Origin of the sequence: Tibeticola sediminis, assembly GCF_003843835.1 — a bacterium.
Taxonomy (GTDB): Bacteria; Pseudomonadota; Gammaproteobacteria; order Burkholderiales; family Burkholderiaceae_C; genus Tibeticola; species Tibeticola sediminis.
In genome coordinates, this window is sequence record NZ_RKQL01000004.1 from 7501 (window position 1) to 31484 (window position 23984).

Annotated in this window: 24 protein-coding genes (1 of these 24 running past the window's edge); 11 read left to right on the top strand and 13 right to left on the bottom strand. The window is 67.1% G+C overall.

From position 1 onward, the window contains the following. Positions 1–1408 carry the 3' portion of an ATP-binding cassette domain-containing protein gene (locus EDC62_RS08625; RefSeq protein WP_124222704.1) on the top strand. It extends 479 nt beyond the left edge of the window, so 1408 of the gene's 1887 nt are visible here — the last part of the coding sequence; its start codon lies off the left edge, out of view; the stop codon is at positions 1406–1408. A gap of 59 nt (positions 1409–1467) precedes the next feature. Here the strand turns inward: EDC62_RS08625 and EDC62_RS08630 are convergent, their stop codons facing one another. Then, the gene (locus tag EDC62_RS08630) at positions 1468–2916 is read right to left on the bottom strand and encodes an aminotransferase-like domain-containing protein (RefSeq protein ID WP_124222706.1); all 1449 of its coding nucleotides are present in this window, start codon (positions 2914–2916) and stop codon (positions 1468–1470) included. A gap of 134 nt (positions 2917–3050) precedes the next feature. Here EDC62_RS08630 and EDC62_RS08635 point away from each other — a divergent pair, with 134 nt between their 5' ends. The 4 genes from EDC62_RS08635 to EDC62_RS08650 all read left to right on the top strand — a co-directional run bounded on the left by EDC62_RS08635 (position 3051) and on the right by EDC62_RS08650 (position 6825). Then, positions 3051–3656, top strand: a complete 606-nt coding sequence (locus tag EDC62_RS08635) for a LysE family translocator (protein WP_124222708.1) — start codon at positions 3051–3053, stop codon at positions 3654–3656. Positions 3657–3824: 168 nt separating this feature from the next. Continuing rightward, positions 3825–5057, top strand: coding sequence for an aminotransferase-like domain-containing protein (locus EDC62_RS08640; RefSeq protein WP_124222710.1), 1233 nt, complete (start codon positions 3825–3827; stop codon positions 5055–5057). 43 nt (positions 5058–5100) lie between these two features. Next, positions 5101–6072 carry a PhzF family phenazine biosynthesis protein gene (locus tag EDC62_RS08645; protein WP_124222712.1) on the top strand — a complete coding sequence of 324 codons (972 nt, stop codon included), beginning with the start codon at positions 5101–5103 and terminating at the stop codon, positions 6070–6072. Between the two features lie 78 nt (positions 6073–6150). Beyond that, on the top strand, positions 6151–6825 hold the full coding sequence (locus tag EDC62_RS08650) for a histidine phosphatase family protein (RefSeq protein ID WP_124222714.1): 675 nt from the start codon (positions 6151–6153) through the stop codon (positions 6823–6825). Here the strand turns inward: EDC62_RS08650 and EDC62_RS08655 are convergent. The 3 genes from EDC62_RS08655 to EDC62_RS08665 form a co-directional block, all read right to left on the bottom strand. Then, positions 6816–8714 carry a GGDEF domain-containing protein gene (locus EDC62_RS08655; RefSeq protein ID WP_124222716.1) on the bottom strand — a complete coding sequence of 633 codons (1899 nt, stop codon included), beginning with the start codon at positions 8712–8714 and terminating at the stop codon, positions 6816–6818. The genes EDC62_RS08650 and EDC62_RS08655 overlap by 10 nt on opposite strands. Before the next feature lie 253 nt (positions 8715–8967). Next, positions 8968–9918, bottom strand: a complete 951-nt coding sequence (locus EDC62_RS08660; protein WP_124222718.1) for a CoA transferase — start codon at positions 9916–9918, stop codon at positions 8968–8970. Then, positions 9915–10562, bottom strand: coding sequence for a Crp/Fnr family transcriptional regulator (locus tag EDC62_RS08665; RefSeq protein WP_124222720.1), 648 nt, complete (start codon positions 10560–10562; stop codon positions 9915–9917). Before EDC62_RS08665 ends, EDC62_RS08660 begins: the two co-directional genes overlap by 4 nt. Before the next feature lie 277 nt (positions 10563–10839). Between EDC62_RS08665 and EDC62_RS08670 the strand changes: the two genes are divergently transcribed. Both EDC62_RS08670 and EDC62_RS08675 read left to right on the top strand, forming a co-directional pair. Next, the gene (locus EDC62_RS08670) at positions 10840–11688 is read left to right on the top strand and encodes a DUF4395 domain-containing protein (protein ID WP_170159042.1); all 849 of its coding nucleotides are present in this window, start codon (positions 10840–10842) and stop codon (positions 11686–11688) included. An 80-nt stretch (positions 11689–11768) separates the two neighbouring features. Further along, positions 11769–12182 (top strand): hypothetical protein, encoded by a 414-nt coding sequence (locus EDC62_RS08675; protein ID WP_124222724.1) that lies wholly within the window; start codon positions 11769–11771, stop codon positions 12180–12182. Positions 12183–12238: 56 nt separating this feature from the next. Here the strand turns inward: EDC62_RS08675 and EDC62_RS08680 are convergent, their stop codons facing one another. From EDC62_RS08680 to EDC62_RS08695, 4 genes are all read right to left on the bottom strand, one after another. Next, positions 12239–12424 (bottom strand): hypothetical protein, encoded by a 186-nt coding sequence (locus tag EDC62_RS08680; RefSeq protein ID WP_124222726.1) that lies wholly within the window; start codon positions 12422–12424, stop codon positions 12239–12241. A 92-nt stretch (positions 12425–12516) separates the two neighbouring features. After that, positions 12517–13545, bottom strand: coding sequence for an RNA methyltransferase (locus EDC62_RS08685; RefSeq protein ID WP_124223239.1), 1029 nt, complete (start codon positions 13543–13545; stop codon positions 12517–12519). Between the two features lie 98 nt (positions 13546–13643). Next, positions 13644–14618, bottom strand: coding sequence for a Bug family tripartite tricarboxylate transporter substrate binding protein (locus tag EDC62_RS08690; RefSeq protein ID WP_124222729.1), 975 nt, complete (start codon positions 14616–14618; stop codon positions 13644–13646). A gap of 79 nt (positions 14619–14697) precedes the next feature. After that, positions 14698–15519 (bottom strand): creatininase family protein, encoded by an 822-nt coding sequence (locus EDC62_RS08695; protein ID WP_124222730.1) that lies wholly within the window; start codon positions 15517–15519, stop codon positions 14698–14700. Positions 15520–15606: 87 nt separating this feature from the next. Here EDC62_RS08695 and EDC62_RS08700 point away from each other — a divergent pair, with 87 nt between their 5' ends. Next, positions 15607–15795, top strand: a complete 189-nt coding sequence (locus EDC62_RS08700; protein WP_124222733.1) for a hypothetical protein — start codon at positions 15607–15609, stop codon at positions 15793–15795. A 45-nt stretch (positions 15796–15840) separates the two neighbouring features. Beyond that, positions 15841–16167, top strand: coding sequence for a DUF167 domain-containing protein (locus EDC62_RS08705; RefSeq protein WP_124222735.1), 327 nt, complete (start codon positions 15841–15843; stop codon positions 16165–16167). 13 nt (positions 16168–16180) lie between these two features. On the opposite strand, the gene EDC62_RS08710 is transcribed toward EDC62_RS08705, so the two are convergent. Beyond that, positions 16181–17491, bottom strand: a complete 1311-nt coding sequence (locus EDC62_RS08710; protein WP_124222737.1) for an SAM-dependent methyltransferase — start codon at positions 17489–17491, stop codon at positions 16181–16183. A 251-nt stretch (positions 17492–17742) separates the two neighbouring features. Between EDC62_RS08710 and EDC62_RS08715 the strand changes: the two genes are divergently transcribed. Continuing rightward, positions 17743–19980, top strand: coding sequence for a protein-disulfide reductase DsbD family protein (locus tag EDC62_RS08715; RefSeq protein WP_124222739.1), 2238 nt, complete (start codon positions 17743–17745; stop codon positions 19978–19980). 116 nt (positions 19981–20096) lie between these two features. Next, complete coding sequence (locus tag EDC62_RS08720) at positions 20097–20552, top strand: CoA-binding protein (protein WP_124222741.1); 456 nt, start codon at positions 20097–20099, stop codon at positions 20550–20552. A gap of 51 nt (positions 20553–20603) precedes the next feature. Here EDC62_RS08720 and EDC62_RS08725 read toward each other — a convergent pair whose 3' ends face one another. The 4 genes from EDC62_RS08725 to EDC62_RS08740 all read right to left on the bottom strand — a co-directional run bounded on the left by EDC62_RS08725 (position 20604) and on the right by EDC62_RS08740 (position 23907). Beyond that, positions 20604–20969 carry a hypothetical protein gene (locus EDC62_RS08725; RefSeq protein WP_124222744.1) on the bottom strand — a complete coding sequence of 122 codons (366 nt, stop codon included), beginning with the start codon at positions 20967–20969 and terminating at the stop codon, positions 20604–20606. Positions 20970–21103: 134 nt separating this feature from the next. Beyond that, positions 21104–21487 carry a hypothetical protein gene (locus EDC62_RS08730; RefSeq protein ID WP_124222745.1) on the bottom strand — a complete coding sequence of 128 codons (384 nt, stop codon included), beginning with the start codon at positions 21485–21487 and terminating at the stop codon, positions 21104–21106. A gap of 931 nt (positions 21488–22418) precedes the next feature. Next, positions 22419–23057, bottom strand: coding sequence for a DUF4124 domain-containing protein (locus EDC62_RS13310; protein WP_124222747.1), 639 nt, complete (start codon positions 23055–23057; stop codon positions 22419–22421). 130 nt (positions 23058–23187) lie between these two features. Continuing rightward, entirely contained in the window at positions 23188–23907 is a 720-nt protein-coding gene (locus EDC62_RS08740; RefSeq protein WP_245968815.1) for a hypothetical protein, read from the bottom strand. Positions 23908–23984: the final 77 nt, after the last annotated feature.

Sequence of the window (23984 nt, forward strand, 5' to 3'; positions counted from 1 at the left end):
GACGCGGCCGGATGTGTTGCTGCTCGACGAGCCGACGAACCATCTGGATCTGGAGGCCATCGAGTGGCTCGAGGGCTTGCTGCTCGACTTCAAGGGCAGCGCCGTGGTGATTACGCATGATCGCGCGTTTCTCGATGCGGTTTCGACGCGCATCGTCGAGCTCGACCGTGGGCAGTTGCGCTCCTACCCCGGCAACTACACACAGTACCAGGCGCTCAAGGACGAGCAGCTCGCACAAGAGGCGGTGGTTCAGGCCAAGGCCGACAAGCTGCTGGCGCAGGAGGAGGTGTGGATCCGCAAAGGTGTGGAGGCACGGCGCACGCGCGCGCAGGGGCGGATCGTGCGCCTGGAGCGGCTGCGCGCTGCACGGGCGGCTCGGCGCGAGGTGCTGGGCCGCGTGCGCATGGAGGTGGCATCGGGGCAGCCGAGCGGCAAGATCGTCGCGGAGCTGACCGATGTGAGCAAGGCGTTTGGTGCGCGCACGGTGGTGCGCAAGCTCAGCACGACGATCCTGCGCGGGGACAAGGTCGGGCTGATTGGACCCAACGGGGCGGGCAAGACGACCTTGCTCAAGCTGATCCTGGGCGAGCTGAGCCCCGACAGCGGGCAGGTGCGCCAGGGCGCGAATCTGCAGGTGGCTTACTTCGACCAGTTGCGCAACGCGCTGGATCTGGACGCAACGCTGGAGGACTTCATCAGCCCGGGCAGCGAGTGGATCGAAATCGGCGGCAAACGCCAGCATGTGAAGAGCTACCTGGGCGACTTTCTGTTTTCGCCAGCGCGCGCCGCCTCGCCGGTGCGTTCGCTGTCGGGGGGTGAGCGCAATCGGCTGCTGCTGGCGCGGCTGTTCGCACGGCCCGCGAATGTGCTGGTGCTCGATGAGCCGACGAATGACCTCGACATCGACACGCTGGAATTGCTCGAGGACTTGTTGCAGAGCTACGAGGGCACGGTGTTTCTGGTGAGCCACGATCGACGCTTCCTTGACCACGTCGTGACCAGCACCTTGGTGGCCGAGGGCGATGGCCTGTGGCGCGAATACGAAGGCAGCGTGGAAGACTGGCTGACCCAGTCCGCGCGCAGCCGCGCGATTCAGGAAGCTTCCAAAACAGGAGCATCCCAAGACCGAAATACGCTGGCGAGCGCTCAAAAAGACCACAAACCTCGACCGGCACCCGCCGCGCGACCCGCAAAGCTCAGCTACAAGGAGCAGCGCGAGCTCGACGGGCTGCCCGCGCGCATCGAAGCCCTCGAAGCCGAGCAAGCCGCCCTGCGTGCCGAGCTGGCCGACGGCAGCCTCTACTCCCGAGACCCGCAGCGTGCCGCCGCGCTGCATGCCCGCGATGCAGCAATCGAGGACGAGTTGATGGCGGCGCTGGAGCGCTGGGAAGCGCTCTCGGCACGCTGATCTCGTCAACGACTCGGAATGGCGTGTGGGGCCGCGCGGGGCGCGGCCCCGCCCGACCCTCAACCCCGCATCGCCGCGAGGTGCACATGCAGCCTGCGCCAGAACTCGGCCTCTTGCGTGGTCGCGAAGTTGATGCGCATCAGGGGGCTAGCCCCACCACGCGCGTGAAAGAGCGAACCGGGTGCCAGCAAATAGCCCTCATCCAACAGCCGCAAGGCGAGCGCGTCGGTGTCCACACCGGTATCGATCCAACCGAACAGCCCCGCGGGCTCAGCGGCAAACCGGCAACCGGCTTGCTGCGCGAGTTGCACGCTGCGTGCGCGCGCGGCGTCGAGGCGCTGGCGCAGCCGCTCGGTGTGGCGGCGCAACTGGCCTTGTTCGATGCACAGCGCCAGCGCCTGCTCGAGCAGGCTGGGCGTGGTCAGCGTGGCCAGTAGCTTGGTGTCGAGCAGCCGCTCGACCAGCGCCGCGGGCGCCGCGAGGTAGCCCACGCGCCAACTCGGCGCGAGGATCTTGGCGAAACCACTCACGTAGACCGTGCGCTGGAGGCCGTCGAGCACGCTCATGCGGGTGGCGTGCTCCGGCGCGAGGTGGCTGTAGGTGTCGTCTTCGAGCACATGAAAGTCGTGCTGCTGTGCCAGCTGCAGCACGCGATGGGCCGCGGCAGGCGTGAGGCTGCCGCCGGTGGGGTTGTGCAACACGCTCACGCTGACATAAAGCCGCGGCGCATGTTCGGCGCAGTAGCGCGCCATGACGTCGAGGTTCGGCCCCTGCGGCCCGCGTGGCACGGGCAGGATGCGCATGCCCAGCGCGTCGAGACGGGCGAACTCCACCGCCCAGCCGGGCTCTTCGACCATCACCGCGTCCCCGGGCTTGAGCAGGGTGCGGCTCACGATGTCGAGCGCATGCGTCGCGCCCACGGTGGTGAGGATCCGATCCGGCGTCGCGGGCAGCCCGAGCGCGACCAGACGCTGGGCCAGCACCGCGCGCAAGCCCGCATCGCCTCGCGGATCGCCGTACTGCAGCGCCGTGGCCGGCCATTGGCGCGAGGCCGCCACCTTGCGAACCGCGGCAGCAACGAAGGGCGCGGCCAGCCAGTCGGGCGGGAAAATGCCCATGCCCGGTTGCGGCTGCGCGCCCGCCGGTGCAAACATGCCACGGATGAGCGCCGTGGCGTTGATGGGCTGCTGCAGGCGCGACGAAGTTGCTTCTTTTTCAGGAGCATGAGACGACCGTTTCACGCTGGGATTCGGCGCGTTTTGTGCCAAATCCCGCACAAAGAAGCCGCGCTGCGGCCGCGCCTCGACCAGCCCTTGCGCCAGCAACTGGTCGTAGGCGGCCACCACGGTCGCTGGGCTCACGCCGTGCAGGGCGGCACATTGGCGCACGCTGGGCAAGCGCGCGCCCGCGGGCAGCAAGCGATCGAGGATGCGCGCGGCCAGGCGCTGCGCGAGCTGTGCACTCAGGGGTTCGCCGGCTCCGCGGGTGAGCGGGTGGGTCGGTTGCATCGAAGGTTCCGAATCGGGCTGTACGAGCTCAGAGGCCAATACAGATTCATTTCTGAATCACTGAACTGTACTGCTCTCGTACTGCCATGCGCTCTACGATGAGGCACTGTCCTTCCATCGTTCGACCATCGTCCATGAATCCAGATGAACTCGTCGCACTGCTGATCCTGGTCACGGCCACGAGCTTCACGCCGGGTCCCAACACCACTTTGTCGACGGCGCTGGCGGCCAATTTCGGCCTGCGGCGCGCGCTGCGCTTCGTCTTTGCGGTGCCGGTGGGCTGGGGCATGTTGCTGCTGGCCTGCGCTTGGGGCGTGGGCGCGCTGCTGCTGGCGTTTCCCTTGCTGCGCGGCGCCATCGTGATCGGCGGTGCGGCCTATCTGCTGTGGCTGGCGGCGCGGCTCGCGCGCAGCGCGCAGCTCGGCCAGGCCCGGTCGGAACAGCTCCAGGTCGGCTTCGTGCAAGGCGTGGCGCTGCAGTTCGTCAACATCAAGGCCTGGATGCTGGCGCTGGCCATCGTCGCGGGCTGGATCGCCGGCCGCCCCGATGCCGCCGCGCGCACCGCGCAGGTGCTGCCGCTGATGCTCGTCTTCGGGCTGGCGAGCAACCTCACCTACGCGGCGGTTGGCTCGCTGCTGCGTCACTGGCTCACGCAGGGGCAGCGCCTGCTGGTGTTCAACCGCTGCATGGCCGCGGCGCTGCTGGCCACGACGGCATGGATGCTGCGGGGTGCGTGGTGAGGCGGTCGACGCGCTCATGCTGGGCTTCGACTGTGCGGTGCTGGCCATGGTGCGGCCCGACCGCCGAGCGATCGCCACGACGCGCCGAACAAGCCCGCTAGTTTCACTCGAAACCTCACTCGAAACCGCTGAAGCAGCTGTATCCCCTCACCCCGGAAGGACCGCCCCATGAATTGGACGCTTGCCCGCCGCACCCAGGCGATGAACCCCTCGGTGATCCGCGAGATCCTCAAGGTCACCGAAAAGCCCGGGATCATCAGTTTTGCAGGCGGCCTGCCCGCGCCGGACACGTTTCCCGTCGAGGCGCTGCGTGAAGCCACCGACCAAGTGCTCAGCCGCGACGGGCGTGCCGCGCTGCAGTACGCCGCCAGCGAGGGCTTCGGCCCCTTGCGCGAGGCGGTGGCGGCGCAACTGCGCGCGCAGGGCATGGGGGTCGATGCCGATCAGGTGCTCATCACCAGCGGCAGTCAGCAGGCGCTGGATCTGGTGGGCAAGGTCCTGATCGACGCGGGCAGCCGCGTGCTGGTCGAGTCGCCCACCTATCTGGGCGCCTTGCAGGCCTTCGCGCCGATGGAGCCCAGCTTCGCCGCCGTGCCCAGCGACGCCGAGGGTCCCGACCCCGAGGCCCTGCACCGGCTGGCCACGGCGGGCACGGTGCCCGCACGCTTGGCCTATCTGCTACCCAACTTCCAGAACCCCAGCGGCCGCACCTTGAGCGCCACGCGCCGCGACGAGCTGGTCGCCGTGGCGCAGCGCGCGGGCCTGCCGCTGGTGGAGGACAACCCCTACGGCGACCTGTGGTTCGACGCACCGCCTCCGCCGCCGCTGGCCGCGCGCTGGCCCGAGGGCTGCCTCTATCTCGGTTCGTTCTCCAAGGTGCTCGCGCCGGGGCTGCGGCTGGGCTATGTGGTGGCGCCGCGCGCGGTGTTCCCGAAACTGCTTCAGGCCAAGCAGGCGGCCGATCTGCACACGCCGGGTTTTAACCAGCGCATCGTGGCGCGGCTGCTCGACGATGGATTCCTGGAGCGGCACGTGCCCAACATCCGCGCGCGCTACCGCGCGCAGTGCGCGGCCATGCTCGCAGCGCTGGAGCGCGAAATGGCGGGTCTGGACGTGCGCTGGAGCGCGCCCGAGGGGGGCATGTTCCTCTGGCTGCGCCTGAGCGCCGGGCTCGACGCCACCGCACTGCTGCCCGAGGCGGTGCGCGCCGGTGTGGCCTATGTGCCCGGCGCCGCCTTCTTCGCCGAAGCGCCCGATGCGCGCACGCTGCGCTTGTCCTTCGTCACCGCCAGCGTCGAGCAGATCGACCGCGGCATTGCCGCGCTGGCCAACGTGGTCCGCTGCGCCCGGGCACAAAGCCCGGACGCGCCGGCTGCCGCCGCACTCGACACCGGCGGTTGACGGCCGCGCACAGCTCCTGACCCCAAAATCACCCCCGTTGCCCATGAACCCGCCCAGCCCCACACCCCGCGGCCGCCCCTTCCGTCAAGTCGACGTCTTCACCAAGACGCCTTACTTCGGCAACCCGGTCGCCGTCGTGCTCGACGGGGAAGGGCTCGACGCGCAGGCGATGCAGCGCTTTGCGCGCTGGACGAATCTGTCCGAAACCACCTTCGTTCTGCCGCCCAGCGCCGCCGCGCGCGCCGCGGGCGCCGATTACCGTGTGCGCATCTACACGCCGAGCGGCGAGTTGCCGTTTGCGGGCCACCCGACGCTGGGCACCTGTCATGCCTGGCTGGAGGCCGGCGGCCAGCCGCAGAGCGCAGCGGCTGTCGTGCAGGAATGCGGCGTGGGCCTGGTGCGCATCCGCCGCCAAGGCCGTTTGCTGGCGTTTGCGGCACCCCCGCTGCAACGCCGTGACGCGACGGCCGACGAAATCGAGCCCGTGCGGGCCGCGCTGGGGCTGGCCCCCGAGCAGATCCTGGCGAGCCAAATACTTGACAACGGCCCGGTCTGGCTGGCCCTGCTGCTGGACGGGCCCGAGACGGTCCATGCGCTGCAGCCCGACCACACGGCGCTGGCCAAAATTGGGTTCAACGTTGGGGTCGCCGGTGTGAATCGGCCTGATGATGCTATTACCTTGATAGCACGCTCGAGCCGCGAGGCGCGCGCCTTTGCCGCGCCCGCCAGCGCCGGCCAGCACCCTGCCATCCATCGCACCGAGCCCGAGCCTGAGCTCGTCGTGCGCGCGTTCGCCGCGCCCATCGGCGTGCCCGAGGACCCCGTGACCGGCAGCCTCAACGCCAGCCTCGCGCAGTGGCTGATCGACACCGGACGCATGCGGGCGGCCTACGTGGCCGAGCAGGGCGCCGCCTTGGGCCGGGCCGGCCGCGTGCACCTCGAGCGCGACGCCAGCGGTCAGGTCTGGGTGGGCGGCCACAGCGTCAGCTGCATCGTGGGCGAGCAGTGGGGTTGAGCAGGCCGCGGGCCGCCCCGCCGCAGCCCGTCACCGGCGAGACAAGCGCCCCCGCCGCGCTGCGCCACCATCGCCGCCATGGGAACGCTCTACCTCGTGCGCCACGGCCAGGCGTCTTTCGGTGCCGATGATTACGACCGGCTGAGCCCGCTCGGGCAGCGGCAAAGCCAACGCCTTGGGGCCTATTTCGCGAGCCGCGGGCTGCGCTTCGATGCCGTGCTCACCGGCACCCTGCGACGGCACGCACAAACCTGGGAAGGCATGGCCAACGGAGCGCTCTGGGGGGAGGCCGCGCCCATTGCGCAGCCACACCCGGGCCTCGACGAATACGACAGCCACGCGCTCATTCGCGCGCTGCCGCCGCAAGACCTGCCGCCACCCGGCACGCCCGAAGGCTACCGACAGCACTTCCGGCTGCTGCGCGACGCGCTCGCGCAGTGGATGGCCGGCGTCATCGACCCCGAAGGCATGCCGAGCTGGAACGCGTTCGCGGCGCGCGTGCGTGCGGTGCTCGAGGACGTGCGCACGACGCACAGCGGCAACGTGCTCATCGTGTCGAGCGGCGGCCCCATTGCCACCGCGGCCACACTGGTGCTCTCTGCCCCGGCCGAGACCATGATCGAACTCAACATGCGCCTGCGCAACACCGCCGTGAGCGAGTTCACCTTCAACGCCCGCCACCACCGCCTATTGACCTGGAACACCTTGCCGCATCTCGACGGTGCGGACGCGGAGTGGGTGAGTTATGCATGAGCTTCGCTGAGAGGCGGGTCGGGCTCGCCTTCCGACAAACTGGCGGCGCCGGGTTTGTCGATCAAGGCCAGCGCCTGGTCCTTCCCGCCCGGGGAGCGGCGTTCCACGAACAGGCTGTTTCCCGCCATGCGCTTGGCCTGCTTCTTCGCGTCGGCCGCCGCGGCCGCGATCTCGTGGTGGGATTTGTACTGCCCCGGCTCGACCTTCACCGCGCCGATGGACAAGCAGGTCAGCGGATGGAACACGACCCGGCCCAGGCGGTCTTCGGTCACGTAGCCACCGCGTTCCCGATCCTCGGCCGTGAAGAAAGCTTCGACCCCCGCGCCGAAGGCGTCCAGGGCAGCGCGGCAACGTGCTTCCCAGTCCTGGCTTTGGAACAGAATGACGAAATCGTCGCCGCCGATGTGGCCGATGAAATCCCGGCTCGGATCGCAGGCCTGCGCGAGGACCCTACCCGTCAGCTGGATCATGTCGTCACCTTTACGGTAGCCATAAACGTCGTTGAACGGCTTGAAATGGTCCAGGTCGCAGTAGCAGGCACAGAATGGCACGCCACGATCAATCAGTCGGTCGATGTGCTCGTTGATCGGCACGTTGCCCGGCAGCAGGGTCAGGGGATTCGCATAGCGAGCGGCGTCGATCTGCATCTGCGTGATCTCCCGCATCAGGTCGTGGCCCGTGCCCATCCCCAGGTACGCCCCGCCGTCCGTAATGATGAAGCCGTTGAGCAGATGGTGGCGGTCGGCCTGCACGACCATGTTGGAGAGTTCCTGAATGCTGATGTTCTTGTCCACCACCAGGGGCGAGGCGTCCATGAACTTCGAGCAGGGCCGCTTGCCATGCAGTTCACGGAAGTACACGCGGGCAAAGCGGTCGATCAGGGTGTAGCGGTTGATCAGACCCACAGGAATGGCGTTCTTCACCACGGGAATGCTCAGCAAGTCGGGGTCCGCCACGAACATGTCAAAGACGGTCTCGTTGTGGGTTTCGGGTGTCACCGCCGGAACTGCCCGCAGCAACTTCATCGCGGAGACGGTCTTTTGGCCCATCAACCCGCCGTGGGGATAGACCGAGACACTGCCGCGGCCGAGGGCATCGGCGACCTGCGCCGGTAGGGCGAGGGCCGGGTTCGCGTTGGGACGGGCGATGTGATAGCCCTGCCCGTAAGCGATGCCCAGGTCCTTGATCAGAAGCAGTTCGGCCTGGGTCTCGATGCCCTCGGCGATGACTCGCGAGCCCGATTCCTCCGCGATCCGTTGGATCGACCGCACGAATTGCAACTTGACCGGATCCTGGTTGATGCCCTGGACGAAGTGCATGTCGATCTTGATGTACTCCGGGCGGAGCTCCGACCAGAGACGCAGGCTGGAAAAACCCTCGCCCAGGTCGTCGATGGCAATGCGAAAGCCCATGGCGCGGTAGTGCATCACCGCCTCGCGCAGCAGCTTGTAGTCCTGGGTCGCCTGGTTTTCCGTCAGTTCGATCACGACCCGATCGGGGTTGATGCCCAGGCGTTGGATGTAGCGTATGGTCTCGCCATACTTGCTGTTGGGCTGCACGAGGGCGTCCGGGCTCACGTTCAGGAACAGCTTGCCCGGCAACTGGAGTGACATGAATCTCTCCAGCACCACCTCGCGGCACAAGAGTTCCACCTCGACGTTCAGCCCATTCTTCGCCGCGACTCCGAACAGGCTCGCGGGCGCGTGCAAGGGACTGTCGGAGGGTCCGCGGATCAAGCCCTCATAACCAAAAATCTCGCCGCTACCCATGGAAATGATGGGCTGGAAGACCGCCGTCAGCGTCCGCTGCTGGATGACCGCCAAAAGCCGGTCGAGCATTTCATTGTCCGGGTCTGCGGCCGTGAAAGAAGGCTCGCTGTTTGATGCCATAACAAGGTTCCACGCAGGCCATCACATCGCGTGAGGTTAGGGCAACGCTGAACAAGCCCCTCGCGCGCCGCGCATCGCCATCGCGGGGACCTATTCAGCGTTGCCTGAAATGCGCAGCCTCATCTTGGGAAACTTTTGTGACATAACCGTGACGCCCGTTGAATATCCCTGACGTTTCGCATGGCGTTCAACGGCGTCAAGGCGGTGCGGCCGTCATGAGGCTGCTACCTGCGTCGATACCCGGCAGGGCCTTTCATTCGGCTTCGCCCAAGGTCTGCAACGGAATATCCGCACGCTCGGCGAGGGCGTCGAGCGCGGCGCGGGTCTGCCCGGCGAAGAAGCGCGTGAGGCGCTCATGGGTCTCGGGGGCGAATAGGGTGGAGAGGCTGCGGTATTCGATCTGGGCAGCACGGCAAAGCGCCTGCGCGAAGTGGGGCTCGAGGGCGGCGACGGCCACGCGGCCGTCGGCGCAGGCATAGACCCGGTAGCCCGCATGCGCGCCGCCCACGGCGCCTTGGCGCTGAGTGAGGCCCCAGCGCAAGGGCAGCGCGAGCCAGGCGGCGGCTTCCGACAGCGCCACCTCGACCGATCGACCCCGCCGGGCCATGCCGCCCGGCGCGCGCTGGGCCAACACGACTTGCAGCACCGCCTCGCTCGCGAGCAAGGCGCCAGCCATGTCGGCGAACAAGGTGGGCGGCAGCTCGAGGCCGGGGACCAAGCCGGCTTCGGCCAGATAGGTCAGATCATGCCCCGGCGCTTCGGCCCGCGCGCCCGGCGCGCCGACGATGGCCACCAGGGACAAGTGCGGATGTGTGCGCCGCAGCTGCCCGGCACTGAGCCCGAGCTTGCGCAACGCCGAGGGCCGAAACGAGGTCAGCAGCACATCGCTGCGCGCCAGTTCCCGCGCCAGCGCCGCCTGCCCGGCCTCGGTCTTGAGGTCGAGCGTGCGGCGGCGAATGCCTGCATGCAGTTGCGCATAGGCGCCGGCGTTGTACTGCCCCATCGGGTCGCCTGGGGTGTCGGCCGGCGCACCCGGGGGCGCAGGCGGCTCGATTTTCAGGCAGCGCGCGCCCATGCTCGAGAGCCGCATCAAAGCCGCCGGCCCCGGCAGATTGAGCGCCAGGCTCGTGATGCGCACGCCGCGCAAGGGGCGCAGGCTCGGCGCGGCGGGAAAGGCGGCCGTGGTGGGGGCGACGGGTTTCATGGCGATGACTCCTGTTTTTTGCACTCTGTGCGACGGCGCACGCCCGTCGGTGGTTTGGGATGCGCGTCGCGCACCCACACGACGGCCGCGGGCTCGCGTCGGATCTGGCCGCTCGCCTCGAGCCGCGCGACGCAGCGGTAGAGCGCCTCGTGCGAGACGCCGAGTTCGGCCGCGAGGGACTTGAGCCCGCCTGCGGTGGTCTCGAAACGCCCGCCAGGCGCGGTGGCGAGCCAATGCAGCAAGCGGTCCTGCACACGCTGGAGGGACAGCCGCTCGCACTGCTGGCGCAGCCGGCGCAGTTCGCCGTTGAGCATGGCGATCCAGCGCAGCGCCGCCGCCGGGATGCGGGTGATGCGCGCGGACAGCGTGACGCGGGCGTCGCAGTGGTAGCGCGCCGATTGCAGGCTGGCCTCGGCCACGAAACCCTGACGCTGGCGCTGCAGCACGAGCAGCGCGCCCCCGACACCGGGGCGCTCGAGCACCACCTCGCCAGCGGCGACGAAAAACATCCACTCCGGCACGGCCCCGGTGTGAAACAGCCGCTCGCCCCGCGCCACCGACATGGTGCGGCACTGGGCATGCAAAGGCGTGGGCAAAAGCTCGGCCAGGGTGTCGGGTAGCGTGTCGGGTACGGCGGTGTCCATAGCGGGCGGCGCTTCGGGTGACGCTGAATAATCCTAAATCCGGCAGTTGACCGCTTTTCGTGAAACGCAAGGTGTTGACGCTTCAACAATTTTCGGTGCGGAGGCCGTTCACCGCTTGGGTGAGCGCTGCGCACCCGTTCGAGCCGCCCGGGTGCGCCCAACTGCCGGATTTAGGATGATGGGCCGGGATGGTGCGCGGGGGCGGGTCCAGCGTTGCGCCGGGTCACATGACAGACATCATATGCCGCGTCGGCGCTGCGAACGCATACTGCGGTGCATGACCAAGGATGCTGCCCTCAAACCAACACCCCCCACGCCGAACTGGCGGCGTTTTGGCGAGTCTGTGCCCGGCTACGAGGTGCCGGTGCTCAATGAACGCGCGGTGCGCGCGGCTGCGGGTTTGCTGTTCGTGCCGGCGCTGATCTCCTTCATGAATGCCTGGCTGCTCGGCAATTTCCAGCCCACGCGGCTGTTCGTCGTGGCCTTTCTGATCGACTTCGCGCTGCGGCTGTTCGTGAGCCCACGCTGGGCGCCGAGCCTGGTTCTGGGGCAATGGCTGGTGCGCCGGCAGCAGCCCGAATGGGTGGGCGCGCCGCAAAAGCGCTTCGCCTGGGCCATCGGCTTCGTGCTGGCGCTGACGATGTTCGTGCTGGTCGTGGTCCAGCAGGTCATCGGACCGCTCAACATTTTGGTCTGCGCGACGTGTCTGACGCTGATGTTCTTCGAATCGGCGTTGGGGATTTGCATCGGCTGCAAGCTCTACAACCTCATCCGGCCCGAGGCCGCGCAGCACTGTCCCGGCGGCAGCTGCGCTCTGCCGCCCGACCCCGCCGTGCAGGTGGATCGCCGACAAGCTGCCGCTGCTGCGGCCTATGCCGTGGTGCTGGGCGTGGCCGCGTCGCTGCTGGCTCCGGCGCCCACGCCGACGGCGGCGGCGATGAAAGCCCCTGCGACCGAGACAACCGCGGCGGTTGCGCCGCAAGCCAGCGCACCCGCCAACGCCCCAGGTTCAGCCGCGTCCGCAGCCACTGCCGCGGCTGCAGCCGAGGCCGAGCGATGCAAAGTGCCCGACTTCGCCAAAGCCATCGGCCATGAAGAAATGTGGAAGCGCCACAACCACTGCTGAATCCGACCCCGTGCCCGCGCGCGACGACCGGATTCGGCGTTCGATCCAACGCTCAACGCTCAACCCTCAGGCCCATCCCCATGCCCCGTCTTCCCCTGCCCCGCCGCGGCTTCCTCAGCCTGCTGCTTGCCGCCGCTGCCAGCGCCCATGCCGCCAACCCCACGGTGGAGATCATCGCGTTTGCGCACCCGCCGGTGCTCAACGCGCTCCAGCCCTTGCGCGATTGGCTGGGCCAGCAAGGCAAGCGCGTCCGGTGGATCGAAACCGACATGGAGTCGCCCGCCGGGGCCCAGCGCCTGCGCGCCCTGGGCATAACGAGCCACACCCCGCTGGTGATCCTCGTCGACGGACGCTATGCGCACACGCGCGCCGACGGCAGCACCCTGGCCTTAATCGGCTTCCCCTCGTCCGGCGGCGGCCCTGGCTGGACGATCGAGGACGCCAAGGCCATCATCACTCGCGCCATCGCGGGAACTCATCCAGCGTCGCCCTGAACGCCGCGCCCCGACATTGAAGAAAAACGGCGACCCACCAGCTTCAAACGGTCACCCTAAATCCGGCAGTTGGGCGCGCCCGGGCGGGCCGTCATCGGGCGCGCGGGCAAGGCGCAAACCGCAGCCATGGCGGGCGCCATGGCGAGGATTTGCAACGCCGCCCCCGCACCCGAGGGCGGCTCGAACGGGTGCGCAGCGCTCACCCAAGCGGTGAACGGCTTTTGCACCCGAAAACGGTTCAAACATCAACACCTTACATTCAGATCAAAGCGGTCAACTGCCGGATTTAGGGTCACTGTCTGCTCTTTTTATAGGAGCAATCGCACGGTCCCAATCAGCCGATGCCCGCACCCGCCGCGACCGCGCGGGCGCGCAGTTGGCCGCAGCCGCCTTCGACATCCTGCGCAGCCGAGTGGCGCAGCTTGGTGAGGATGCCGCGGCGGTGCAGGTGTCGCGCCATTTCGGCGGCGCGCGTCCAGTCGGGCCGGCGCCAGGGCAGGCCGGGCACGGCGTTGTAGGGGATGAGGTTGAGCACGGCGTAGCGACCGTGCAGCAGGCGTTCGAGCCCCTGGAGTTCGTCGTCGCCGTCGTTGACGCCTTCGATCAGGGTCCACTGCACCTGCACCGGGTAGCCGCTCTCGCGCGCCCAGGCATCGGCGGCCTCGACCAGCTCCTGCGGCGACAGGCGCGGCGCGCGCGGCAGCAGTTCAGCGCGGCGCGCGGCGTCGGTGCTGTGCAGCGAGAGCGCCAGCGCCGGCTTGACCCGGCAGCGCGGCAGCCGCTCGAACACGCGGGCGTCGCCCACGGTCGAGAGCACCAGGTTCTTGTGCCCGATGTCGCCCGCGGTGCCGAGCAGCTCGATCGCATCGAGCACCGCGTCGAGGTTGTGCGCGGGCTCACCCATGCCCATGAACACCACCTTTTTCACCGGCCGCAGCGTGCGCGCCAATGCAACCTGCGCGACGATTTCGGCGCTGCCGAGCTGGCGCAGCAGCCCGCCCTGGCCGGTCATGCAGAACACGCAGCCGACCGCGCAGCCCACCTGGGTGGAGACGCACAAGCCCGGCGTGCGCCCCGGCGCGAGCAGCACGCTCTCGACCGTCTGCCCGTCGGCCAGCGCGACGAGCAGGCGCGCCGAGCCGTCCTCGGCCGGGTGCAGGCTGTGCAGCCGCGCCAGGCCCGCCAGCGCCTCGCTGAGCGCGGGCAGCGCCTCGCGCAGCGGCTTGGGCAAAAAGTCTTCGACACGGCGCCGCCCGCTGGTCTGCGGCCGGGCCTGCGACCACAGCCGCAGCACCCGGTGCTGATGCGCGTCGTTCGCGCCCAGCGCGCGCAGACGCTCGCGCAGCGCGCCGAGGTCGGCCAGCGCCAGCGCCGCAGCGTCAGGACGATCGAAACGGCGCAACGGCACCGGCTCGAAGGCGGATGCGACGTCGCGGGTGACGGCGAACGCGGGGGCGGTGTTCACTGCGGCTTGAACCCGCTCTTTTCGATGATGCCGGCCCAGGTCTTGCGGTAGGCGGCCTCGCGCGCGGCGAGCTGCGCGCCGGTCATGAATTCCACCGTCAGGCCCATCGCGGTGAGCCGATCCCGCACCGCGGGCTGCGCCAGCACCTTGGCGAGCGCCGCGGAAAACCGCTCCAGCGCCTCCTTGGGCGTGCCGGCGGGCGCGAAGACGCCGTAGAACGGCTCGTCTTCGAGCCCCTTCAAGCCCAGCTCGGCAAAGGTCGGCACATCGGGCAGCGTGGCTTGACGCTTGCCCCCGAGCACGGCCACCACGCGCAGCTTGCCAGCCTTGTGGTTTTCGATGAAGTCGGGCACCGAGCCCACGCCCGCGGCGATCTGGTTGCCCAGCATGTCGGCCATCATCGGCGCACTGCCGCGGTAGGGCACGGCGACCAGATCCAGACCGTAGCGCTTGGCGATGAGCTGCACCAGGAATTCCGGCGTGGACGCCGGTGCGGGAATGCCCACGTTGCTCTTGCCGCCTTGGGACTTCACCCAGGCCAGGTACTCGTCGAAGCTCTTGGCCGGGGTGCCGCCGGAAACCGCAAACGCGTTGACGAAGCTCGCAAAGCCCGCCACCGGCACGAAGTCGCGCGCACTGTCATAGCCGGGGTGCTTCACCACCATCGGCAGGATGGTGATGGTGTGGTCGTGCGAGACGAAGAAGGTGTGCCCGTCCGCCGGCGCGGCCTTGAGCGTCTGCGCAGCGATCTGGCCGCCCGCGCCGGGCTTGTTCTCCACCACCACGGGCACGCCCAGGGCCTCACGCAGCGGCTCGGCGAGCACGCGCGCCACCGCATCGGTGCCGCCGCCGGGCGGAAAACCCACGAGCAGCTTGACAGCCGATCCCGTCTGGGCCGAAGCGGCGAAGGCGGTGCAGGCGGCGAGGGCGCACAGGGCGCGGCTGAGCCAGAGGCGGCGGGGTGGGGTCATGGTGGGCTCCTGGGGTCGGGATGATGCGAAATTATGGCCACGCACAACCAGCCCTCGTGCGGATTCACTGAAAGCGGCGTCAGCGGCTGCGCAGCGTGTCGGGCGGCAGCTGGTCGATTTCCGCGAGCAGTTGGGCGAGGGCGCGGCCAGCGGCTTCGACGAGGGCGCGGCCACGCGCCGCATCGGCGGCCGCGGCATTGCCCACGGCACCCTCGGGGTTGTAGTCCTGCATCTGCCAAGCCAACTTGGCGCTGCGGCCGTCACCAAGCAGCGCAAACCGCTCGGCGCGCGCGCGCGCCGCGGACTCGAAGGATTGCGCCGCCGCCATGCGCACGCGCTCGGGCGCGAGCGCGAGCATCATCGAAGTCTCGATCGCCCCGGCGTGGATGCCAAAACGCTGCTCCTCGGCGCCAAAGGCGGCCTGTGGATCGGCGCCGGTTTCGTCGCGCAGCGGCAGCTGGAACCAGCTCGTCGTGTAGACCAGCATTCCGAGCCGCGCGCGCAAATCCCGCGCCACCGGGTCGAGCAGACCGACCTGCCCGCCGTGGCTGTTGAAGAGGACGAGCTTGCGCACACCCGCTGCGGCCACGCACTCGGCCACTTCGGTCCACAGCCGTATCACCGTCTCGGCCTGGAGCGTGAGCGTGCCGGGAAAGGCGGCATGTTCGGGGCTGAAGCCCACAGCCTGCGTGGGCAAAAACAGCGCCGGCAGGTCCGGCGCCAGATGCGGCAAGGCCGCCGTCACGATGCCGTCGACCAGCGTTGCGTCCACCGACAGCGGTAGATGCGGCCCGTGCTGCTCGGTCGCGGCGACCGGCAGCACGGCGATCGCCCGCGCCCGGTCGAGCGCCGCAAAATCGGTGGTGCAGAGTTGGGCCCAATAGCGCGCAGGTGGGTTCATGCGCGCATGGTAGCGAAGATGGGGCGCGGCGCGACCTATGATCCTAAATCCGGCAGTTGACCGCTACTCGCGAAAAGCAAGGTGTTGATGTTTCAACCATTTTCGGTGCGCAGGCCCTTCACCGTTTGGGTGAGCGCTGCGCACCCGTTCGAGTCGCCCTCGGGCGCGGGGGCGGCGTTGCAAATCCTCGCCATGGCAAGCGCCATGGCTGTGGTTTGCGCCTTGCCCGCGCGCCCGATGACGACCCGCCCAGGCGCGCCCAACTGCCGGATTTAGGATGATTGAGGCAACGCTGAACAAGGCCCCCGCCAGCCACACCCCATGCAAGCCCGCAACGCCACCGGAGATTCGTTCTACTGCTGGGATGGCGACGTGCTCGTCGTCAACATCCTCGGCAAACCGAGCGCCAAGAAAGACGCGATCGGCGAGCCGCTGGCCAACCAGTTGCGCGTGAGCGTCAAGGCACCGCCCGTCAACGGCCGCGCCACCGACTACATGGTGCGCTTTCTCGCGCCGCAGTTCGGCGTGCGCGAATCGGACATCGAGGTCGTTTACGGCCGCGAGAACGTCAACAAGCAACTGCGCATCCACGCGCCGAAAACGCTGCCCGAGGTGTTCGAGCGCTTCCCGCCGGGTGGCTCGCGCTGAGTTCTCTTGCGGGTCAGCCCGAAGCCGGCGCGTACATCCAGCGCCGCGACCACGGCAGCTCGCGCGCGGGACGGCCCGCGCGGCGGCACAGCACCTGATAGAGCGCGATGCGGTCGTGCTCGAAGGCCCAGCGACAGCCCGCGAGGTAGACCCGCCAGATGCGAAAACGCTTTTCGTCCACCATGCGGCGCAGCTCCTCGGCGCGGGCCTCGAAGGCCTCGCTCCAACACGCGAGCGTGCGGGCATAGTGCCGACGCAGGTTTTCGACATCGAAGGCTTCGAGGCCGCCGCGCTGCATCGTCGTGAGCACGGTGCCGATGTGCGGCAACTCGCCCTGCGGAAAGACGTAGCGGTCGATGAAGCGCCCGCCGCCGTAGGGCGTCTCGCCGTCGTCGGGGTCGGTGCTGGTGATGCCGTGGTTCATCGCCCAGCCGTCATCGGCCAGCAGGTCGTGGATGCGGCGGAAGTACTGCGGCAGGTTGGCCAGGCCCACATGCTCGAACATGCCCACGCTGCTGATGCGGTCGAAGCGGCCCTCGACCTCGCGGTAGTCCTGCAGCCGGATCTCCACGCGGTCTTCCAGCCCGGCCGCGCGCACCCGCTCGCGCGCGAGCTCGTACTGGTTTTGCGACAGGGTGATGCCCACGCAACGCGCGCCAAAGCGCTCGGCCGCGCGCAGCACCAAGGCACCCCAGCCGCAGCCGATGTCGAGCAGCGTGTGCCCCGGCGCCAGCCGCAGCTTGGTGAGGATGTGGTCGATCTTTTTCTGCTGCGCCTCGGCCAGGGTTTCCTCGCCTGTCTCGAAGTACGCACAGGAATAAACCATCGCCGGGTCCAGCCACCGCGCGTAGAACGCGTTGGAGACGTCGTAGTGGTACTCGATGGCCGCCCGGTCGGCCCCGGGCGTGTGGCGGGCGCGCTGCCGGTCTTGCCACGCGGTCGCCATACGCTGCATCAGCCGATCGAGCACGCTGGGCGCGGGCACGGCTGCTTCGGCAGCAGCTGAGTCCGCACCCTCTTCGGCGGCCAGTTCGGCGAGCCGCCAGGCTGTGTCGATGATCTCGGACACCGAGCCCTCGAAGTCGATGTGGCCTTCGACATACGCCTCGCCCAGCGATTCAAGGCTGGGCGAAAGCAGCGCGGGCAGCGCCTTGGGGCTGCGCAGCGTCAGCCGCACCGTGGGCTCGTGCGGCGGCGCGCACAAATACACCGCAGCCGAGGGCTCGTCACCCCAGCAAATGCACAGGGGCAGCGGCGCGCGCGAGCGCACCCGTTCGGCCCAGGGTTCGAGCGCGCGAACCAAAGCAACATCCAGGCTAGGCATGAGGTTCTCCTGCACAGAAAACCGTTCCTGGGGGATTATTCGCGCAGCAGCCGATGGGTGCAATCGCCGCTATGGCGACGTTGAATCGGTTTCCACGATGGCGCGCAAGGGACTGGTTCAGCGTTGCCCTATAGTGATCGACCGCCCACAGCGGCACGGGAACCTTGCGCCCGCGCCCGCACTCCGAAGGGCATCGCGCGGGACAAAACAAAGACCCGCGCCCTTGAACCCGAGCACCCAAGAGCCTGACCATGTTGCCACACCCCCTACGAGTAGGTCTTTTTTTAATAGCACTGTTGTGCCATTTCACGCCGGGCTTCGCGCAAATTCTTGCCAAAAGCGTGGTCACCACGCCCGAAGTTCGCGCCGAACTGCTCGCGCATGCGCCGCAAGGCCTGCCGCGCGATCCGGGCCAGGCCGCCGCCCACCCGGTGTGGCTGGGCCTCAAACTGGTGCACCAGCCGCATTGGCACACCTACTGGAAAAACCCCGGCGACTCGGGCCTGCCGACCACGCTGGAATGGACGCTGCCCCCGGGCGTGCAAGCCGGTGAGATCGTCTGGCCCGCGCCCAAAAAGCTACCCGTGCCGCCGCTGGTGAATTACGGCTACGACGGCACCGTGCTGCTGCCCGTACCGCTGCGCTTCACGGCCGACTATCGAGCACCGGCCAACGGCAAGCTCGATGTGCGGGTGAAGGCGAGCTGGCTGGTCTGTCGACAAGAGTGCATTCCGCAAGAGGGCGAGTTCGCGCTGTCGCTGCCGCTTGAGGGCTCGGTCGCGCTGCATGGCGCCGAGTTCGAAGCCGCGTTCGACGCCGCGCCCACCGACCTGTCCAGCCGCGCCCTCACCCGAGCCCGGGTCGAGGGTGAGCGCCTGCAGCTGCGCATCGCCGGTTTGCCCGAGGCTTGGCGCGGCCTAGCGCTCGATGTGTTTCCCGAAACGCCGGAAGTGCTCGAATCGGCGAGCACCGAGCACCCCCGAGCCACCCAGCGCTGGGCCGGCGAGGTCTGGGAAGCCGCGGTGCCCCTCTCCAAAGACCGCAGCAGCAGCCCCGAGCAGCTCCCGCTGGTGCTGAGTGTGCGCGAAGGCCGCAGCGCGCCGCCCAAAGCCGTGCGCGTGCTCGCGACCGTCGAAGGCGGCTGGCCCGCCGCACGCGCGGCGGCGACCGTCTCCCCGGCGCTCGAAGCGGCGTTGCAAGCGAACGCGGCGAATGCGGCTTCGGGCGCGGCCCCGGCAGCGCCCGGCGGCGGCGCGGACATCGGGCTTGTCGCCGCGCTGCTCGGTGCGTTCCTCGGTGGGCTGATTCTCAACCTCATGCCCTGCGTGTTTCCGGTGCTCGCGATCAAGGTGCTGGCCTTTGCGCAGCATGCCGAGGACCGCCGCGCGCACCGCATCAGCGGCCTGGCCTACACCGTGGGCGTGGTCGTGTCCTTCGTTGCGCTGGGCGCGCTGCTGCTGGCGCTGCGTGCGGCGGGCGAGAGCCTGGGTTGGGGCTTCCAGTTGCAAAACCCCTGGGTGGTCGCCGCTCTGGCAACGCTCTTCACCGTGATCGGCCTCAACCTCGCCGGGCTGTTCGAGTTCGGCAGCGTGCTGCCCTCGTCGCTCGCGAGTCTGCATGCGCGCCACCCGGTCGCCGATGCCTTTCTCACCGGCGTGCTGGCAGTGGCCGTCGCCTCGCCATGCACGGCGCCGTTCATGGGCGCGTCGCTCGGCTTTGCGGTGGCACTGCCCGGGGTGCAGGCGCTGGCCGTGTTCGCAGCCATCGGGCTGGGCCTCGCGCTGCCCTATTTGGTGGCCGCATTCTCGCCGGCGGTCGCGCGCGCGCTGCCCCGTCCTGGCGCCTGGATGGACACCTTCCGCCACCTCATGGCCTTCCCGATGTTTGCCACCGTCGTCTGGCTGGTCTGGGTTTTGGGACAGCAAAGCGGCATCGACGGCGCCGGCGCGCTGCTGGCGTTGCTGGTGGCGCTCGCCTTCGTCATTTGGGCGTTCACGCTGCAGGGCCGCGCGCGCTGGACGCTCGTCGCCGTGGCGCTCGCGCTGTTCGCCTGGACGGCGAGCGCCTTCGGCCCGCGCGTGGGGCAAATGGAGGCCACCAGCCTCAGCGACACCGGGGCGACGCCGAGCGCGGCGGCCGCCGACGGCGCGCTGGTCTGGGAGCCCTGGGCACCGGGCAAGGTCGAGTCGATCGTGGCCAGCGGCCAAGCCGTGTTCGTGGACTTCACCGCCGCTTGGTGCGTGACCTGCCAATACAACAAGAAAACCACGCTCGCGAACCCTGCGGTGCTCGCCGACCTGCGGACCAAGAACGTGCGTCTGCTGCGCGCCGACTGGACCCGGCGCGACCCCGCCATCACCGCCGAACTCGCCCGCCTGGGCCGCAACGGCGTGCCGGTCTACGTCCTGCACGCCCCGGGCCAGGCGCCCGTGGTGCTGTCGGAACTGATCTCGGTCGATGAACTGCGCGGGGCCTTGGGACGGTTGTGAGCGGGCCCGCCCCCTGCCCCCGCATCCCCAGCGGCCGCCGAGCCCGATTTTCAGTGCTGTTTTGCGCCGATTGCCAGCACAAAATGGTCCTCTCATCTTCAAAAAAAGGAGCGCCCATGACGACCGATGCCCCCTTTGATCGCGAAGCGCAGACGATCGCGCGGCTGCTCGACACCTGCCGCACGGTGGCGGTGGTCGGGCTCTCACCCAAACCCACGCGCGAGAGCCATGACGTGGCGCGCGTCATGCAAGCCTCGGGTTGGCGCATCGTGCCGGTCAACCCCGTCGCCGCAGGCCAGACCATCCTCGGCGAGCCGGTCTATGCCTCACTGCGCGAGGCGGCCGAGCATGCGCGCATCGACCTGGTCAACGTCTTTCGCCAGTCGGAGGATGTCCCCCCGGTGGTGGATGAAGCCATCGCCATCGGCGCCCCGGCAATCTGGCTGCAACTGGGCATCCGGCACGACGAGGCCGCCGCGCGCGCCCGCGCCGCCGGGCTTGCCGTGGTGCAGGACAAGTGCCTGAAGGTGGAGTGGGCGCGCCGGTCCGTGCGTCCAGGCGACACGCCCTGACGGCTCAGAAGCGGTGAATGAACCGGGCGTGAAGGATTCGCTTGCAACGTCTCAAGCCGCCACCCGGCGCACCACCACCTCGGGGTTGAGGAAGCGCAGCGCGCGCTGGCTGTCCGCGCCGGCGCGGCCCGGTGTCAGTGGCGGCGCGAGCAGGGCCTGCAGCTCGCGCTCGAGCGCATCGTAAGCGCCGGGGTAGGTGCTGCGCAGGCCCACCGCGAGCCGAAAGCGGATCGGCTGCGCGGCCGGGTTGTGCGCGTCGCGCATCAGCCCCAGCGCAATCAGCCGCGAAAGCCGCTGCTGCAGCACCGGGCCGGGCGCGGCGTCGATCAGAAACAGCGCGAGCTGCTGGCCGCGCAAACGGCCCACCAGATCTTGCTCGCGGGCCACCACCCGCACCATGCGCACGCTGTGCGCCATCAGCGCCTCCCTAACGCCGCATGGAGCACGCCAATGGCATCTCAGGCAACATGAAGCCTAACGTTTGACATGAGGGGCGACCAAAGGCGCTAGCCTTTGGGCGTCCCTCTCGATGGAAGGGTTAGGCGCCTGTTTCACTTACTAAGGACGGCCTTTCCAACGAAGCCAAGTACCGGAAGAAAGAGAGAAAGCAACGCCTTGGCTATAGCTGGATTGAGTGCAGCAGCAAGCCCGCCGAAGACGGAGGAAGCCGCGATTGATTTTGCCCAAACCCCTTTTGGAACTAGGACGGCGTTCAGGATCGCGACTAGCCCACCAAAGGCTATAGCTCCCGCCGCAAAGCCGACAAAAGGAGCCAGGCTATTCAAGAATGATTGATGGGCGGTGCCGGTTGAACCGCTGAAGGCAATGGCCGAGCCTACAACGGCTACGAAGAACGCAAACGCGAACACGATGGCCGCTCCGCCGAGGAGCAGCAGAACGAGAAGGAGGCGTTTCAATCTGCTGATGATGGGCATGAGGCGCCTAACGTCAAAGCTCAGGGGCGCGAAGCCGGCTTGCCGGCGGAGCGTCCCGCTGGAGCGGAAGGTTAGGGCGTGATCCTTATGTTTTTCGGCCATGACTATATTCGTGCATTTCAACTAACAAAAAGCGGACTAGCAATTAGAGACAAGCCAATGAATGTGATTGGCAGCCATGACCTATTCATGATGGATACGAACTTTCTAAATTTTGGGTGGCGAATATAAAACTCTTGCAGTTCATTCCTTGGATCTCTCCAGACCTCCAGCCATGAATAAGCCCAAAGGAAGGAGCAGATCAATAGGACTGTTCCCAAAGTAGTCAGAGCCTGCTCCATTGATCCCCCTAACGTCGAAGCTCAGCCGGCGGTGGAAGCGGGCAAAGCCCGCTGTAGCCGGTCGGCTGGAGCGCAGTGTTAGGCAGCTGGATCATGCTGATTTGATTTCTGAAGCTTATAAAGCGCATAAAGTGTGGCGGGAGCTAGGAAGAATAAGATCCCAAACTGCACGAAAAGCAACTGAACTCCAGCGAGAATTCCTAGGGAGAGTGCGATTGTGTAGTTGCGTCGATTTCGTGGGGACTTACCCTTGATATCCAATACCAAGAATATCCAAAGGTAGATCAATGATACTAGGCCTAATGGCGCAGAAATAAACATTAGAGCTACGTCTGGGCGAGCCGAGTCAGTTAATTCACTGAAGCCGTAATTTCCCGCAATGACATCCGCTATCCCTGCTATCCAGAAAGGTAGCCCAAACAGAACTAACGGTACCAACAGAACGGATACAGGGAGGACCGTAAGAACCAGCAGGCCAATGGGAACAAGACGAGCACGCGACATGATATGCCTAACGCCTGAATTAAGCCGCGCCGCGAAGCGACGTCGGCTTGAATGAATTGTTATGCGGCTTAGCGACTGCGCCTTGCCTAATAAGAGCAGGCTGCGACGCAACGGCCATGTGACGCTGCGCACCTACCAATACACTGTCCATTGCCACTACATTGTGCAATGCACATACCCTGTTCAGATGCGCACTGTCCTTGGCACTGCCCTACGTTGCGTGACGGCGGTTGTTGGTTCTGGATCTGACCGGAAGCCGCCGATCCGTATAAGCAGCTTGTTCTACCATTCTCGATTTGTTCTAGGTGGCGACGTAGATTCCCTTGTGCTTTTGCACTACGGAAAGTGTCTCTAGCTTGCCTCGCCAGCTCATCGTATCTCTGATTGCAATCACGCGCCCTTCTCCGCTCCTCTTGCGGGTTTGATTGGCTAATATTGGAGGGTGGTTGGACATGCTGCGTGACTGGCTGTGTTTGGCCTGAGAGCAGTTGTCTCGCCTGTTCAGGGGTCATACCAGCCGAATAAGCGGCGGCATTGAACTGCTCTTGTTCGGTAAGGGTCGGCGCTTTCTGAATTTGTGGCCTTGTCTGGATCGATTCCGATGGGCACGGCGTTTGCTGGTACGCAACTTTTCCGTCTGGAGATGTGCACTTATAAACCTGCGCCTGTGCCCAAGGTGTAAACGTCACACAAAGCGCAAGGCTGACCAACACTTTCATGTACATGGTGAACTGTCCTCTGCCGCATAACGTAAAGTTCAGCCGCAGACAACGGTTTGGCGTGTTTGGGCCAGAATGAAATGGAGGCCCAAACGCGGCAAGCCGTTGGCTGTCGGCTGCAACGCCAAGTTAGGCGTCATCTTGGATTGCTCTTTTCGTTGGCATGTTTGATGAATTGACCAACGGACTTTGCCCCTGGGGCATAGGCAGCCATTGCCGCCCCAACAACTAACAAGAAGACCGCTGTTACTAAAAAGGGCAGCGCCGTACGCCGGATAGTGCTTGTGAGCCAGTGCTGAGTATCTTGGCCGCGGAGGTGGCGAAACAAGCCGTATGAAAGCGCGCCGTCCACCAAGACTTCTGCGAGGAGAACAGGCGCAACATAAATGACGTAGAGCGACGCTAGCGCGATGCCGACTGCCAGCGCAACGGCGATGAGAGGGATGGCCAGTTCGTCGGCATCTGCCGCAGAACTAACTGACTCACCAACCGTACTCAACGGCGATTCCGTGGCTTCCTGTAGTGTCGCAATTGGAGCTTCGAAGGAGCCACCGCCCCCCGCGCCTGCAAAGTCCCCGCCCCCGCCACTCTTGAACTCGTGGCCGCCGGACGGTATCCGGGGGCGCGGTATCAGGTCAACGGCTTCAGCTGTGTCGAGATAGTCCTCGGCCTTCGTTCTGAGCCAGAGCCAAATGAGGACCAGGAAGAACAGGTATGCCAGCGTCAACGCCAGTGGATACCTTATGGCCATTGAGTCCACGCCAAGTTGTAACATGGCGAAGGACGAAAGCAGGCCGAAGCCTCCCGTCAGCGCGACGATGAACGCCATCTGAGTTCGGGGGAAAGAGTCGCGCATGAGCCGCTCTCTTACCCGCTGGATAGCGACAGTTCGAGCAAAAGTCGGCAAGCCCTTGCGCATCGCGTATCTCAATG